Annotated in this window: 16 protein-coding genes; all 16 read left to right on the top strand. The window is 47.5% G+C overall.

The window, feature by feature from the left end; genetic code table 11:
• Positions 1–2: 2 nt before the first annotated feature.
• Positions 3–695 carry a flagella biosynthesis regulatory protein FliZ gene (gene fliZ / locus KI350_RS04855; protein ID WP_065644139.1) on the top strand — a complete coding sequence of 231 codons (693 nt, stop codon included), beginning with the start codon at positions 3–5 and terminating at the stop codon, positions 693–695.
• A complete protein-coding gene (fliP, locus tag KI350_RS04860; RefSeq protein WP_043926382.1) occupies positions 688–1,353 on the top strand; it encodes a flagellar type III secretion system pore protein FliP in 666 nt (221 codons plus the stop codon). Before fliZ ends, fliP begins: the two co-directional genes overlap by 8 nt.
• A 15-nt stretch (positions 1,354–1,368) precedes the next feature.
• On the top strand, positions 1,369–1,638 hold the full coding sequence (gene fliQ, locus KI350_RS04865; RefSeq protein WP_003181801.1) for a flagellar biosynthesis protein FliQ: 270 nt from the start codon (positions 1,369–1,371) through the stop codon (positions 1,636–1,638).
• A gap of 7 nt (positions 1,639–1,645) precedes the next feature.
• Entirely contained in the window at positions 1,646–2,422 is a 777-nt protein-coding gene (fliR, locus tag KI350_RS04870) for a flagellar biosynthetic protein FliR (protein WP_043926383.1), read from the top strand.
• The gene (gene flhB / locus KI350_RS04875; protein WP_212930447.1) at positions 2,422–3,501 is read left to right on the top strand and encodes a flagellar biosynthesis protein FlhB; all 1,080 of its coding nucleotides are present in this window, start codon (positions 2,422–2,424) and stop codon (positions 3,499–3,501) included. Before fliR ends, flhB begins: the two co-directional genes overlap by 1 nt.
• A 33-nt stretch (positions 3,502–3,534) precedes the next feature.
• Complete coding sequence (gene flhA, locus KI350_RS04880) at positions 3,535–5,571, top strand: flagellar biosynthesis protein FlhA (protein WP_020451407.1); 2,037 nt, start codon at positions 3,535–3,537, stop codon at positions 5,569–5,571.
• Positions 5,568–6,680 carry a flagellar biosynthesis GTPase FlhF gene (gene flhF, locus KI350_RS04885; RefSeq protein WP_025811388.1) on the top strand — a complete coding sequence of 371 codons (1,113 nt, stop codon included), beginning with the start codon at positions 5,568–5,570 and terminating at the stop codon, positions 6,678–6,680. Before flhA ends, flhF begins: the two co-directional genes overlap by 4 nt.
• Positions 6,681–6,682: 2 nt before the next feature.
• Complete coding sequence (locus KI350_RS04890; RefSeq protein ID WP_033155132.1) at positions 6,683–7,570, top strand: MinD/ParA family protein; 888 nt, start codon at positions 6,683–6,685, stop codon at positions 7,568–7,570.
• A complete protein-coding gene (locus KI350_RS04895; protein ID WP_025811390.1) occupies positions 7,567–8,640 on the top strand; it encodes a protein-glutamate methylesterase/protein-glutamine glutaminase in 1,074 nt (357 codons plus the stop codon). The genes KI350_RS04890 and KI350_RS04895 overlap by 4 nt, the downstream gene beginning before the upstream one ends.
• Positions 8,641–8,645: 5 nt before the next feature.
• A complete protein-coding gene (locus KI350_RS04900; RefSeq protein WP_145608119.1) occupies positions 8,646–10,667 on the top strand; it encodes a chemotaxis protein CheA in 2,022 nt (673 codons plus the stop codon).
• Positions 10,668–10,690: 23 nt separating this feature from the next.
• On the top strand, positions 10,691–11,167 hold the full coding sequence (locus KI350_RS04905) for a chemotaxis protein CheW (RefSeq protein WP_003181816.1): 477 nt from the start codon (positions 10,691–10,693) through the stop codon (positions 11,165–11,167).
• A gap of 10 nt (positions 11,168–11,177) precedes the next feature.
• Positions 11,178–11,807 (top strand): chemotaxis protein CheC, encoded by a 630-nt coding sequence (locus tag KI350_RS04910; protein WP_003181818.1) that lies wholly within the window; start codon positions 11,178–11,180, stop codon positions 11,805–11,807.
• Positions 11,804–12,310, top strand: a complete 507-nt coding sequence (locus KI350_RS04915; RefSeq protein ID WP_065644146.1) for a chemotaxis protein CheD — start codon at positions 11,804–11,806, stop codon at positions 12,308–12,310. Before KI350_RS04910 ends, KI350_RS04915 begins: the two co-directional genes overlap by 4 nt.
• A 22-nt stretch (positions 12,311–12,332) precedes the next feature.
• Positions 12,333–13,097 carry a FliA/WhiG family RNA polymerase sigma factor gene (locus KI350_RS04920; protein WP_003181822.1) on the top strand — a complete coding sequence of 255 codons (765 nt, stop codon included), beginning with the start codon at positions 12,333–12,335 and terminating at the stop codon, positions 13,095–13,097.
• 94 nt (positions 13,098–13,191) lie between these two features.
• Positions 13,192–13,704 (top strand): DUF6115 domain-containing protein, encoded by a 513-nt coding sequence (locus KI350_RS04925; protein ID WP_065644165.1) that lies wholly within the window; start codon positions 13,192–13,194, stop codon positions 13,702–13,704.
• Positions 13,705–13,855: 151 nt separating this feature from the next.
• Positions 13,856–14,596 (top strand): 30S ribosomal protein S2, encoded by a 741-nt coding sequence (gene rpsB / locus KI350_RS04930; RefSeq protein WP_025811393.1) that lies wholly within the window; start codon positions 13,856–13,858, stop codon positions 14,594–14,596.
• Positions 14,597–14,660: the final 64 nt, after the last annotated feature.

Here is a 14,660-nt window from a genome sequence, read left to right on the forward strand (position 1 = left end):
ACTTGTTTAAGAAACCTCTTATTTTCATAGCCGGCCTTTGTCTATTTGCCTTTCTCGTACTGCCGTACGCTCCGACTCTCGCAGAGGAATCGGGGGATCAGACCGTTGACCATCTGTTTGAGCAAAAAGGTGCGGGCAAAGAGAAAGAAAAAGAAAAAGAAAAAGCAAATGCAAAAGACAAAGACAAAACCGAGGAAAAAAGTTCTCTAAAGGAAGAGGCGGAGGCCGAACCCCCGTCTCCTTCCGTTTCCATATTTGATTTTGTAAAAATGATCGGCGCGTTACTGTTCGTCATTTTTCTGATCTACGCTTTGGTCAAATTCATGAATAAACGCAACCGTCTGTTAAAACCCTTCCAGTATGTCGAAAACATCGGCGGAACTTCGCTCGGACAAAACAAGTCCGTACAGCTGATTAAAGTAGGGAACAGGGTGCTGGTCGTCGGTGTCGGCGAGAATATCCAGCTGCTGAAAGAGATCGATGATGAAAAGGAATATAAAGAAATTCTCACGCAGCATGAAGCTGCGATGAACAGCAAGATTGAATGGCAGAAATGGATGGATCAAGTCAAAGTTCCAAGCGTGCAAAAGCAAAGCGGCACGGCATCTTTTTCCGAGTCGTTAAAGGCACAGCTCGCGGAACTGAAACAAAATCGCGCAGAAGGCAGAAAGAAAGGCCAAAATCAACATGAATGAGTTTATGGATTTATTTAATTCAAGCGATGCGGCAAATGTCAGCGCCAGCGTCCGGCTCTTGCTGCTTTTGACAGTATTTTCGATCGCTCCGGGGATCTTGATCCTGATGACGTGTTTCACAAGGGTTGTCATCGTATTGTCCTTTGTCAGGACATCGCTGGCAACGCAGTCAATGCCCCCAAACCAGGTGCTGATCGGACTTGCACTGTTCCTGACATTTTTCATTATGGGACCGACTTTTTCAGAGATTAATAAAGAAGCGCTGACGCCATTAATGAACAATAAAATCACCTTGGATGAAGCTTACACAAAAGCGGAAGCCCCGATCAAAACCTTTATGAGCAAGCATACGAGACAGAAAGATCTGGCTTTATTTATGAATTACGCAAAGATGGAGACGCCTGAATCCATCGATGATATTCCGCTTTCAACGATGGTTCCCGCGTTTGTCATCTCGGAATTGAAAACCGCGTTTCAAATGGGATTTATGATATTTATACCGTTTCTGATTATCGATATGGTTGTGGCAAGTGTTTTGATGTCGATGGGGATGATGATGCTTCCGCCGGTCATGATTTCACTGCCGTTTAAAATTTTGCTGTTTGTGCTTGTAGATGGCTGGTATTTAATCGTTAAATCTTTGCTGCAAAGCTTTTAGAGTAGGTGCTAATACATGAATTCAGAATTTGTTATATCGATGGCTGAAAGGGCTGTATACGTTACATTGCTTATCAGCGGGCCGCTTTTGGCGCTCGCTCTTCTCGTCGGGCTGATCGTCAGCGTTTTTCAGGCAACCACCCAAATACAGGAACAGACTCTTGCATTCATTCCGAAAATCGTCGCCGTTTTGGTCGGACTCGTCGTTTTCGGACCGTGGATGCTGTCGACGATTTTGTCATTCGCGACTGAGCTGTTCTCTAATTTAAACCGTTTTGCAGGGTAGTTTTAACATGTCAATAATCGAATCATTTCCAGCCTTTTTACTTGTATTTGTCAGAATCACAGCATTCTATGTAACGGTGCCTCTATTTTCTTATCGGACAATTCCGGCCGTTCATAAAATAGGTTTTGCATTTTTTCTTGCGCTCGTCAGTTTTCAGGCGATTGAAAAGCCTCCTCAGCTTGATGTTGACGGAGTTTACATGATGCTGGCCATGAAGGAAGCGCTGATCGGGCTTCTGCTCGGGCTGATCGCCTACATGATGATCTCGGCCGTTCAAATCGCCGGATCATTCATTGATTTTCAAATGGGATTTGCGGTGGCGAATGTGATCGATCCCCAGACAGGGGCGCAAAGCCCGCTTGTCGGCCAGTTTTTATACACGATGGCGCTGCTTCTTATGCTGAGTCTGAATGCGCATCATCTCCTGCTTGACGGGATTTATTACAGCTATCAATACATCCCGGTCGACAAGATGGCGCTGTCGTTTGGAAGCGAAGGATTTGCCGAGTTTATTGCAAAAAGCTTCAACACGATGTTTATAACAGCATTTCAATTGTCTGCGCCTGTTGTGGCTTGTTTGTTTTTAGTCGATCTGGCATTGGGGATTGTGGCGAGAACGGTGCCGCAGCTCAACGTGTTTGTCGTCGGGCTTCCTTTGAAAATCGCGATCACCTTTATCATGCTCATCATCTGCATGGCCGTTATGTTCAGCATGATGCAGCACGTCTTCGAATTTGCCATTCGGACAATGAGAGATCTATTAACTTTGCTTGGGGTGGCATGATGAAGCTGACGTTGGATTTGCAATTTTTCGCAGGTGAGAAAACGGAAAAAGCGACGCCGAAAAAACGGCGGGAAAGCAGAAAAAAAGGACAGGTTGCCAAAAGCGCAGATATCAATACAGCGATCACGCTTCTTATCGTGTTTTTATCATTTTTATTCATCGGACCTTTTATGAGAGACCGCCTGCTCGCCCTGATCGAAAAGTATTACAAAGAGTTGATCACGATGAAGGTGTCAGTCGCCAATATTCCCGGCCTGTTTCAAAGTCTTGTGCTTGAATCGGGCTTCATTATGGCACCGCTTTTACTGACAGCCGTCGTCTCCGGGGTTTTGAGCAACTATCTGCAAGTCGGGTTTTTATTTGCCCCTGAAGCGATCAAGCCTGATTTGAAAAAGCTTGACCCGCTTAAAGGATTCAAGCGGATTTACAGCATCAGAGCGATCGTTGAACTGCTTAAATCGATTTTAAAAATCGTGATTGTCGGCGGTGTGACATTCACCGTTCTCTGGCTGAACTTTGACAAAATTCTCAGAATCCCGGCGCTGTCCGCGGGCGAGGCTTTGTCATATGTCGGCTGGCTCACCTTTTTAATGGGGGTTTCCGCTGCAGTCGCCCTGATTTTTCTCGCGGTGCTCGATTACCTCTATCAAAAATTTGATTATGAAAAAAATATTCGCATGTCAAAACAGGACATTAAAGACGAATACAAAAAAACCGAAGGCGATCCTCTGATTAAGTCGAAGATCAAGCAGAAGCAAAAGGAAATGGCGATGCGCCGCATGATGCAGGATGTGCCAAAAGCGGATGTCATCATAACAAACCCGACCCATTACGCCGTCGCGCTGAAATATGACGAAAACAAAATGGATGCGCCGTTTATCATCGCAAAAGGGGTCGATCTGATGGCTCTGAAAATCAGGCAGATCGCCAAAGAACACGATGTCATGACAGTCGAGAACAGACCTTTGGCGAGGGCGCTTTATGACCAGGTTGAGATCGATCAGGCCGTTCCGGAAGAATTCTTTAAGGCCGTAGCCGAAATCCTGGCGTATGTTTACAAAACAAAGCAAAAAATCTAGTGAATTTTTCAGTTTTAAAAGGAGAGAAACAGCATGTCAGCAAGAGATTTATCAGTTTTATCAGGCGTTGTCCTCATTGTGGCAATGCTTATCATACCCTTTCCACCATGGTTGTTGAGCGTTTTAATTATCGTGAATATTTCTCTTGCGTTAATCGTGCTTCTCACCACAATGAACATGCAAGAACCGCTGCAATTTTCGATATTTCCTTCTTTGCTGCTCCTCTTGACGCTGTTCCGCCTCGGGCTGAATGTATCGACGACACGTTCGATTCTGTCCAACGGAGATGCGGGAAAAGTAGTCGAGACGTTCGGGTCTTTCGTTGTCGGCGGAAACGTTTTGGTCGGTCTCGTTGTCTTTATCATTTTGATCATTATCCAATTTATCGTCATAACGAAAGGGGCGGAACGGGTTTCTGAAGTTGCTGCCAGATTCACGCTCGACGCCATGCCGGGGAAACAGATGAGCATTGATGCCGATTTGAACGCCGGAATGGTGACCGAACAGGAAGCGAAAGTGCGCCGTGAGAAAGTGGCCCGTGAAGCCGACTTCTACGGCGCGATGGACGGTGCGAGCAAATTCGTGAAAGGGGATGCGATCGCAGGGATCATCATCGTCCTCATTAACGTCCTTTTCGGAATTGTCATCGGCATGCTGCAAAAACAAATGAGCATTCAGGAAGCCGCTTCACACTTTACGCTCTTGTCTGTAGGCGACGGGATCGTATCTCAGCTGCCTGCGCTCTTGATCTCAACGGCGACGGGTATCGTCGTCACAAGAGCAGCGTCGGACGGGAACCTCGGACACGATATTACAGGCCAGCTGTTTGCTTATCCAAAGCTTTTGTATGTGACGGCGGGAACGATTTTGCTGCTCGGGATTTTCACACCGATCGGCATTCTCCTGACAGGCCCTCTGGCTCTTCTTCTCGCCATCGGCGGCTATACGCTCTCCAAAGCCGGTGAAGAGAAGGAAAAAGTGGAGGATATCCTTGAGGAAGAAGCTGAAGTGGACGAATTAAAAAGTCCCGAAAGCGTCGTTCATCTGCTCGATATTGATCCGATCGAATTTGAATTCGGCTACGGATTGATTCCACTTGCAGATGCAAATCAAGGCGGCGACCTTTTAGACAGAATCGTCATGATCAGGCGTCAGCTTGCGCTTGAACTCGGTCTCGTCATTCCGGTCGTCAGAATCAGGGATAACATCGCTCTTCAGCCGAACGAGTACAGGCTCAAAATTAAAGGAAACGAAGTCGCAAAAGGCGAGCTTCTCCTCGATCACTTTTTGGCGATGTCTCCGACAGGCGAAGACGATCAGATCGAAGGAATTGACACGATCGAACCGTCCTTCGGCCTCCCGGCAAAATGGATACCGGAATCTCAGAAAGATCAGGCCGAAATGCTCGGATATACGGTTGTCGATCCGGCTTCAGTCGTGTCGACCCACATTACAGAGCAGGTGAAAAAGCACGCCCATGAGCTGATCGGAAGACAGGAAACAAAACAGCTGATCGACCACTTGAAAGAATCTTATCCTGTACTGGTCGAAGAGGTCTCGCCGAATCCGCTGTCTGTCGGTGATATTCAGAAAGTGCTGGCCAAACTTCTGAAAGAAAAAGTATCGATCAGGAACTTGGTGACAATCTTTGAAACACTGGCCGACTACGGAAAGCTGACGACGGATTCAGATATGCTGACCGAGTATGTAAGACAGGCGCTTGCCAAGCAGATCACCGCCCAATATGCGAAGGAAAATGAGACGCTGAAAGTGGTGACGTGTTCGGGCCGTGTCGAAAAGGCCGTGGCGGAAGGAATTCAGCAGACTGAACACGGCAACTTTTTATCTCTTGAACCTGCATTATCCGAAAATATCATTCAATCTGTAGCAAGAGAAATCGAACAGCTCTCATTAAGGCAGGAAGTGCCGATCCTTCTATGTTCACCGCCTGTCAGAATGTATGTCAAACAGCTGTTAGAGCGCTATTTCCCTGATCTGCCGGTTCTTTCTTATAACGAACTGGAAGCCAATGTAGAAGTTCAAAGCATCGGAGTGGTGGATATTCAATGAAAATTAAAAAATTTGTAGCTGGTTCTATGCAGGAAGCCACAAAGCAAATTATACAAGAGCTCGGGAATGACGCCGTAATCTTGAATTCTAAAAAAATTCATACGAGAAAATTTCTCGGCTTTGTGAAAAAAGCCGGGGTTGAAGTGATTGCGGTTGTCGACCAGGACTTTTCCGACGCGAGGAAACCGGAGCGGCAAAAGCCAGTTTTACGTGAACAAAGCCCTTCGCCTGTCCCGCAGCCGGACCACCTCGATTTGGCAAGCCAAGTGAAAGAGCTGAAAGAACTGCTGGAAATGCGGCATCATGAGCAGCCTGTTGATGTGCTGCCTGAGCCGCTGAAAAAGGCGGACCAGCTTCTGGCAAAGCAAGGGGTATCGCCGGCCATCCGTACGAAAGCGCTCGGCCGGTTGATCAGCACTTCTTTAAAAAACGGCGAAGAATGGACGGATGAAAAGGCGCTGGCCCACTTAACAGATGCTTTGGCCGATCTTCTTCCCGATAATCGGGAACAGGACGTGGCGATTCATTCCCAATATGTCGTGCTCTTCGGATCGACCGGAGTCGGCAAAACGACGACATTGGCAAAGCTTGCCGCTTCTTCCGTGCTGGAAAGGCAGAAAAAAATCGCTTTTATCACGACGGATACGTACCGGATTGCAGCGGTTGAACAGCTCAGGACATATGCCGAGCTTCTGAATGCGCCGCTCGAGGTGTGCTACACGAAAGAAGAATTTAAAGCGGCCCAGCAAAAGTTCGCCGATTTTGACCACGTCTTTATCGATACGGCGGGCCGGAATTTCAAAGACGGGCAATATGTCAGGGAGCTGAAGGAAATCATTCCGTTTGAGCGTAAGATACAGGCGTTTCTCGTCATGTCCGCGACGAGCAAGTACGAGGATATGAAGGAGCTCATTAAGCAGTTCTCAAGCATTCCGATCGATCAGTTGATATTCACGAAAGTGGATGAAACCGATTCATTGGGAAGCGTCCTGAATCTGCTCGCCGAATCGAGAATCGGCCTCGGCTATATGACAAACGGACAAAATGTTCCGGAAGATATCCGCTACTTGTCAAATGCATCATTTGTCAGACTGCTTACGGGGTGTTGAACATGGATCAGGCAGAAAGCTTACGAAGGCGGATGGGGCAGCGCTTCGCCGAACCGCCCGCCCCTGTCGCTCATCCAAAAGCGAAAACGCTCGCTGTTATGAGCGGAAAAGGAGGCGTCGGGAAGTCGAATATATCGCTGAATACGGCTCTCGCCTTCTTGGAAAAAGGGAAGAGCGTGCTGTTGATCGATCTAGATGTCGGAATGGGGAACATCGATATTTTGATCGGCCGGCAATCGCTCTGCACCGTGATAGATCTCCTTCAGCAAAAAATACCGTTTGAGCGCGCCTTGTCAGCCGGTCCGCGTGGCCTTCAATACATTTCGGGCGGAACGGGACTGGATGCGATGTTCGAATTGAACGGGGAAAACTGGGCGTTCTTTCTGAAAGAATTAACGCGGGCTTTGACAAACTTCGATTATGTCATATTTGATATGGGAGCAGGGCTGTCGAAAGATCAGCTGCCATTCGTCCTGTCAGCGGATGAAATTCTGGTCGTCACCACGCCGGAGCCGACATCGATCATGGACGCTTACAGCGCGATCAAGCATTTGGCATTAACGGGACGCGATCTTCAGCTGAAAGTCGCTGTCAATCGCTGTACAACCCAAAAAGACGGAATTTCCACCTTTCTCCGCCTTTCCAACACGGTAAACGCTTTTTTACAGCAAAAGCTTGCATATGCAGGGCCGATTCCTGAGGATCCCCTGGTACCAAGAGCCGTTGTGGAGCAGCAGCCGTTTCTGATGAAGAACCCGCGTTCCAAGCCGAGCAGGGCGGTTTACCTGCTGGCAGAATCGCTGCTTGATAACGGAAGAACGGAAATAGGCGAAAACCGGTCCTTTATCGATAAATTATCTTCATTCCTGAGGAGGGGCAATACATTATGATTCGTGTTCTTGTCGTTGACGACTCTGCTTTTATGAGAAACATGATCACCAAGTTTTTAACATCCAATCACGAGATTGCTGTAGCAGGAACGGCAAGAAACGGCGAGGAAGCGCTCCAAAAAATCAAGGAGCTCCGCCCGGATGTGATCACATTGGATATTGAAATGCCTGTGATGAACGGAAAAGAAACATTGAAAAGGATCATGGCGAGCGATCCGCTTCCGGTTGTCATGGTATCGAGTCTGACGCAGCAGGGGGCTGATATCACGATCGAATGTCTTGAGCTGGGGGCGATCGATTTCGTCGCAAAGCCGTCGGGTTCAATTTCAATTGATTTATATAAAGTAAGAGACATGCTGATTGAGAAAGTGTTGACAGCAGGGCGGGTGAAACTGAAAGGCCGGCCTGTTCCGATTTCAAAACCCGCCATCGAGACGGCAAAGCGGCCGCCGGTGAGCGGCAGCGATTCAGTCCGTGTTCGGGCTGGAAAACAGCTCATCTGCATCGGTACATCGACAGGGGGACCGAGAGCGCTGCAAAGAGTGCTTCCCAAGCTTCCCAAAACGTTGAAGGCGCCTGTTTTTGTCGTTCAGCACATGCCAAAGGGGTTTACAGCCTCATTAGCGAACAGGCTGAACCACCTCTCAGAAGTAACCGTGAAGGAGGCTGAAAACGGTGAGAGAGCGAAAGACGGCTGGGTTTACATTGCACCCGGAGGGAAAAACATGGCAGTCGGCCTTGAAAAGGGCGAATTGGTGATCACGCTCGATGACCGCGACACAGAGAGCCGTCACAAGCCTTCTGTTGACTATTTGTTCCATTCCCTGGCCTCACTTCGGGAGTTTGAAAAAATCGCCGTCATTATGACGGGGATGGGAAGCGACGGAACAGAAGGCGTAAAAAGCCTTTTGAAACATGGAAGCAAAACGGTGATCGCCGAAGCAGCCGAGTCGTCCGTCGTTTTCGGAATGCCGAAATCGGTCATTAACAACGGGCTTGCAAACGACATCAAGCATGTTGATGAGATTGCCGCAGCCATTATGACGTATATGAAAAAAGAGAGGGCGTGACTCATATGGATATGAATCAATATTTAGACGTCTTTATTGAAGAAAGCAGAGAACATTTGCAAACCTGTAACGAAAAATTGCTCGAACTCGAAAAAAATCCGACAGACCTGCAGCTTGTCCATGATATTTTCAGAGCGGCTCATACTTTGAAAGGGATGAGCGCTACGATGGGCTATGAAGATATGGCTCATTTAACGCACAGTCTGGAAAACGTGCTGGACGCGATCCGAAATGAAGAAATGACCATTACGTCAGAGTGGATGGACGTCATGTTTGAAGCGCTCGATGACCTTGAAGCGATTGTCCTTTCGATCATTGAAGGGGGCGATGGCAAAAGAGACGTTTCAGAAGTCTGCGTCAAGCTTGATGTGACAGGCGCAAACAAGGAGGCGGCCGCATCGGCAGAAGCGCCTGAAGCTGCGTCGTCTGAAACGAAATGGGCCTATGACGAATTTCAGCGGACGGTCATCGCCGAAGCTGAGGAACAAGGCTTTAAATGTTACGAAATCAATGTTGCGTTGAAAGAGGACTGCCTGTTGAAAGGCGTTCGGGTGTACATGGTATTTGAACAGCTGAACGAAATCGGCGAAGTCGTCAAAACGATTCCAGAAACAGAAGTTCTCGAGTCGGAAGATTTTGATTCCGAATTCGTCGTGTGCTTTTTAAGCAAACACGGGGAAGAAGAGATTTTCAACAAAATCAACGGCGTATCTGAAATCGAAAAAATTGAAGTAACCGAGCTTAAAAACGATTTTTCGGCACAGGAAGAAGCTGCGCCTGCCGCGCCTGAAAAAGAAACGGCACCGAAAGACGCGGAGAAAACCCCGGCTAAGCAGCCGGACGGCAAAAAAGAAGCGGCGAAACCTGCAGCAGGCGGCGGAACGAAGACGATCCGCGTCAACATCGACCGCCTCGATTCATTAATGAACCTGTTTGAGGAGCTGGTCATTGACAGAGGGCGCTTAGAGCAGATCGCCAAAGAGCTTGAACACGGCGAATTAACAGATACCGTCGAACGGATGACAAGAATTTCAGGCGACCTGCAATCGATCATCCTCAACATGAGAATGGTTCCGGTAGAAACGGTGTTCAACCGCTTCCCGCGCATGGTCCGCCAGCTGACAAAAGAATTAAATAAAAAGATCGAGCTGTCGATTTTCGGGGCGGAAACCGAGCTTGACAGAACGGTAATAGATGAGATCGGCGACCCGCTTGTCCACCTCTTGAGAAACAGCCTTGATCACGGGATCGAGGCGCCTGAAGTCAGGGTGAAAAACGGTAAGCCTGAAACGGGTCAAGTCCGTCTGAAAGCATATCACAGCGGGAACCACGTCTTTATCGAGGTCGAGGATGACGGAGCCGGCATCAACCGCAAAAAGGTGCTTGAAAAAGCGCTTGAACGCAACGTCATTACCGAACGTGACGCCGAAACGATCGAAGATCATGAAATCGACGCACTCATTTTTGCACCGGGATTCTCAACCGCAGATCAAATCTCGGATATTTCAGGACGCGGGGTCGGCTTGGACGTTGTCAAAAGCAAGCTGGAATCTTTGGGCGGTTCTGTCAGCATCAAATCGAGCGAAGGCGAAGGTTCGCTTTTCTCCATTCAGCTTCCGCTTACACTGTCGATCATATCCGTGCTGTTAGTCAAACTTGAAAACGAAACGTTTGCGATTCCGATTTCTTCTATTATAGAAACGGCTGTCATCGATAAGAAAGATATTCTTCAGACGCACGACCGCGAAGTGATCGATTTCAGGGGCCATATCGTACCGGTGGTTTACCTGAAAGAACAGTTTAACGTTGAGGATTCGTCGGATGATCTTGATCAGCTTCACGCCATCGTCGTGAAAAAAGGAGACAAGCTGACGGCATTTGTTGTCGACTCCTTTATCGGCCAGCAGGAAGTCGTACTAAAATCACTCGGCGATTATTTAACAAACGTCTTTGCCATTTCCGGCGCGACGATTTTGGGAGACGGACAAGTAGCCCTGATCATCGACTGCAACGCCCTTATTAAATAGAAAGCGAAAGGAGAGCGATCCTCTTGACCACACAGACTACCACCGGTGAAAAAATGATTGTGTTCAAAGTAAATCATAAAGAGTATGCCATCTCTGTATCCGAAGTGATGTCCATTGAAAAATGGCAGCAGCCAACAAGGGTGCCGGGAGTGGAACCGTATATTTGCGGCGTCATTAATTTGAGAGGTGTTGTCACACCTGTCATCGATTTAAGAAAGCGGATTGAAGCGCCTGGAGATACGATTACAGATGAAACGAGAATCATCATCATCACCCATCAGGACATTGAAGTCGGCTGGGTGGTGGATGAAGCGAACGATGTCATCACCGTCGAGGAAGAGGAAATTGAATCGGCTCCCGAAACGGTAGGAAAAGACGGCAGGCAATGGATTAAAGGTATCGTCAAGCAAGGGTCCAGACTTCTCAATCTGATTGACTCTGAAGCTGTTTTAAACCGGAAGTCGAGCCTTGCCGCCGCTTCTGAAAATGTGAAGAAATAAGGAGCCTATGATGAGCGTATTTAACGGAATTAGAGAAGAGCATCTTGATATATTGCGGGAAGTCGGGAATATCGGAGCGGGTCATTCCGCTTCGGCCCTGGCTCTATTGCTGAACAGGAAAATCGAAATGGAAGTGCCGTTTGTCAAGCTGATGTCGTTTGATGAGCTTGTCAACCTATTCGGCGGTGCAGACCTTCCTGTCGCTAGCATCTTTTTGCGCATGGAAGGGGATTTTCCCGGTTCTATGTTCGTGATCATGCCTTTTTCAGAGGCCGAGCAGCTGATCAGGGAGCTTGTCGGCAATCCGGAATTCGAGATTGACAGCATGACGCCGAACGATATCGGAGCCTCCGCTCTGCACGAACTCGGGAATATTATGGCGGGATCTTATTTGACCGCTCTCGCTGATTTGACAAACCGGCAAATGTACCCGAGCGTCCCTGAACTGACGCTTGATATGTTCGGAGCTGTCATCAGCGAAGGGCTGATCGAGCTCAGCCAAGTCGGAGATCAGGTTATCGTGATCGACAACTCCATTTTTGACGAGGAGCACAACCGGAAAGTAAAAGCGCATTTGTTCCTTCTGCCGGACTATGATTCTTTTGAAAAGCTCTTTCATGCATTGGGTGCAGCGCTATGAAAATCTTAGAAAAAGAAACATCGATTATCAGAGTGGGAATTGCCGATGTGAAAATAGTCCGCACTCCCGACAAGATCAGGACATCGGGTCTCGGTTCGTGCGTCGGACTCGTGCTCTATGATTTGGAAGTGAAGACGGCCGGTCTCGTCCACGTCATGCTTCCCGACTCTTCCTTATCCAAGACACCGGACATCAATGTGGCAAAGTACGCGGACACAGCTGTCGAAGCGACGGTCAAGATGCTGCTTGAAGCCGGATGCCGAAAATACGCTTTGAAAGCGAAAATGGCCGGAGGAGCCGAAATGTTTAAATTTAAGATGACAAATGATTTGATGAAAGTCGGGCCAAGAAATGTGCTTGCGATTAAAAAACATCTATCTCTCTTAAACATTCCGATTGTAAGCGAGGATACAGGCGGAAACAGCGGAAGAACGATCGAGTTCGATCCGCAGTCAGCTGAACTTGTCATCCGGACAGTTAAACAAGGTGTAACGACGATTTAATATGCAATATAGGGGGATAAAGATGCAATCCTTGAACTATGAAGATCAGATGCTTTGGTCGCGGTGGAAAGAATGGAAAGATCCTCAGGCAGGCGATGATTTAATCCGCCGCTATATGCCGCTTGTGACATATCATGTCGGCCGGATAGCCGTCGGCTTGCCCAAGTCCGTTCATAAAGACGATTTGGTCAGCCTTGGCATGCTGGGTTTGTATGACGCCCTTGAAAAATTTGATCCGGGAAGGGATTTGAAGTTTGATACATACGCTTCCTTCAGAATCAGAGGCGCTATTATCGACGGCCTTCGCAAAGAAGACTGGCTTCCGAGAACATCCCGTGAAAAAACGAAGAAAGTGGAAGCTGCGATCGAAAAGCTCGAACAGCGTTACTTAAGAAATGTTTCGCCGAGCGAAATCGCCGCTGAGCTGGGAATGAGCGAGCAAGACGTCGTGACCACTATCAATGAAGGTTTCTTTGCGAATCTCCTTTCAATTGATGAGAAGCTTCACGACCATGAAGACGGGGAGAACGTCCAAGTGATGATCAGGGACGACAAAACGAGCACCCCGGAAGAAAAAATGCTCAAAGACGAACTGATCTCCCAGCTTGCGGAAAAAATAAACGAGCTTTCAGAAAAAGAACAGCTCGTGATCAGCTTATTCTATAAAGAAGAGCTGACCCTGACGGAAATCGGCCAGGTTTTGAATTTGTCGACTTCCCGCATTTCACAGATTCACTCCAAGGCGCTTTTGAAACTGAAGCATCTGCTCGATAAAGTGGTACAATAACATGTAAGCTGCCGGCATGAAACCGGCAGCATTTTTTAAGCGTCCGACAGGGAAGTCTTTTTTGATTAAATTTCATGGTTAGCGAGTGAAAAATATGTCAACAATATTATGGCTTGTGAGCTTTACGCTCCACGGTATATTGATTTATTTCGTCATCATTCTGAATGCGAGGCTCAGCGCTTTTAAGGCCGCGGAGAAAGAGCAAAAACAGCTTTTGGAAGAAACCGAGAATACATTGACCGCTTTTTTGATGGAGCTAAAAGACGAAAATGAAAAACTCGTTCGCGAGATTCGGGCGAATGCTGAAGAAGAGCCGCAAAGAGCGCAAACACAGCCTGACATTCCTGCTCAAACCCCCGCCCTTCCGGAAGCGGACGAATCGCGCGATCTGCCGCTTCACATCGAAGCGATGATCAACGAGGTGGAGCAGGAAGAAGATGAGCTCAATCAAAAGGAACAGGAAGCATCCGTATCCTATGAAGAAGAAGCTCTCGCATTATATGAAAAGGGGCTCTCTCCGGAGGAAATCGCAAGACAGCTGAAAAGCGGGAAAACAGAAATCGAGCTTTTCTTAAAATTTCGCGGAAAGCTGAAAAACGATTCTTGATTGTCGAGAAAGCTTATGTTATATTATTTCTTGGTGTTAATTACACACGCTTAACGATTTATGCAAGCGGTGCTGTGCGCTTCTCGTGCAGTCCTGCATAAAAATGACCTAAGCGGAGGAAAAAAACCATTATATTAGGAGGAAATAACACATGTCAGTCATTTCTATGAAGCAATTGCTTGAAGCTGGTGTTCACTTCGGCCACCAAACGCGCCGCTGGAACCCAAAAATGAAGCGTTACATCTTCACGGAGCGTAACGGAATCTACATCATCGATCTTCAAAAAACAGTCAAAAAAGTTGAAGAAGCATACAACTTCACGAAAAACCTTGCAGCTGACGGAGGAAAAATCCTTTTCGTCGGTACGAAAAAGCAAGCTCAAGACTCTGTTAAAGAAGAAGCGGAACGTTCTGGAATGTACTATGTCAACCAACGTTGGCTTGGCGGTACGTTAACAAACTTTGAAACGATCCAAAAGCGTATCAAACGCCTTAAAGATATCGAAAAAATGCAGGAAAACGGCACATTTGACGTACTTCCTAAAAAAGAAGTTGTTCAATTGAAAAAAGAATTAGAGCGTCTTGAAAAATTCCTCGGCGGAATCAAAGAAATGAAAGAGCTTCCTGACGCACTGTTCATCATCGATCCTCGCAAAGAGCGCATCGCGGTTGCAGAAGCGCGCAAGCTGAACATTCCGATCATCGGAATCGTTGACACAAACTGTGATCCTGATGAAATCGATGTTGTCATCCCTGCGAACGATGACGCCATCCGCGCTGTTAAATTGCTGACTTCTAAAATGGCAGATGCCATCCTTGAAGCAAAACAAGGTGAAGAAGCAGCTGAAACAGAAGCGAAAGAAGCAGAAACAACTGAAACAACAACTGCTTAACCTGGTCAAAAGGTGATAAGGGGGTCTGCCTTTTATCACCTTTTTTTTCACCAGATCAACACTT

Origin of the sequence: Bacillus sp. J41TS8, from assembly GCF_018333035.1 — a bacterium.
GTDB classification, from domain to species: Bacteria; Bacillota; Bacilli; order Bacillales; family Bacillaceae; genus Bacillus; species Bacillus paralicheniformis.

Excerpts from the sequence above, each read along its gene's own strand:
- fliP (WP_043926382.1), top strand. The coding sequence starts at position 688 with ATGAATGAGTTTATGGATTTATTTAATTCAAGCGATGCGGCAAATGTC.
- KI350_RS04925 (WP_065644165.1), top strand. The coding sequence starts at position 13,192 with ATGTCAACAATATTATGGCTTGTGAGCTTTACGCTCCACGGTATATTG.
- flhF (WP_025811388.1), top strand. The coding sequence starts at position 5,568 with ATGAAAATTAAAAAATTTGTAGCTGGTTCTATGCAGGAAGCCACAAAG.
- rpsB (WP_025811393.1), top strand. The coding sequence starts at position 13,856 with ATGTCAGTCATTTCTATGAAGCAATTGCTTGAAGCTGGTGTTCACTTC.
- flhA (WP_020451407.1), top strand. The coding sequence starts at position 3,535 with ATGTCAGCAAGAGATTTATCAGTTTTATCAGGCGTTGTCCTCATTGTG.
- KI350_RS04910 (WP_003181818.1), top strand. The coding sequence starts at position 11,178 with ATGAGCGTATTTAACGGAATTAGAGAAGAGCATCTTGATATATTGCGG.
- flhB (WP_212930447.1), top strand. The coding sequence starts at position 2,422 with ATGAAGCTGACGTTGGATTTGCAATTTTTCGCAGGTGAGAAAACGGAA.
- KI350_RS04895 (WP_025811390.1), top strand. The coding sequence starts at position 7,567 with ATGATTCGTGTTCTTGTCGTTGACGACTCTGCTTTTATGAGAAACATG.
- KI350_RS04920 (WP_003181822.1), top strand. The coding sequence starts at position 12,333 with ATGCAATCCTTGAACTATGAAGATCAGATGCTTTGGTCGCGGTGGAAA.
- KI350_RS04890 (WP_033155132.1), top strand. The coding sequence starts at position 6,683 with ATGGATCAGGCAGAAAGCTTACGAAGGCGGATGGGGCAGCGCTTCGCC.
- fliR (WP_043926383.1), top strand. The coding sequence starts at position 1,646 with ATGTCAATAATCGAATCATTTCCAGCCTTTTTACTTGTATTTGTCAGA.
- KI350_RS04900 (WP_145608119.1), top strand. The coding sequence starts at position 8,646 with ATGGATATGAATCAATATTTAGACGTCTTTATTGAAGAAAGCAGAGAA.
- fliQ (WP_003181801.1), top strand. The coding sequence starts at position 1,369 with ATGAATTCAGAATTTGTTATATCGATGGCTGAAAGGGCTGTATACGTT.
- KI350_RS04915 (WP_065644146.1), top strand. The coding sequence starts at position 11,804 with ATGAAAATCTTAGAAAAAGAAACATCGATTATCAGAGTGGGAATTGCC.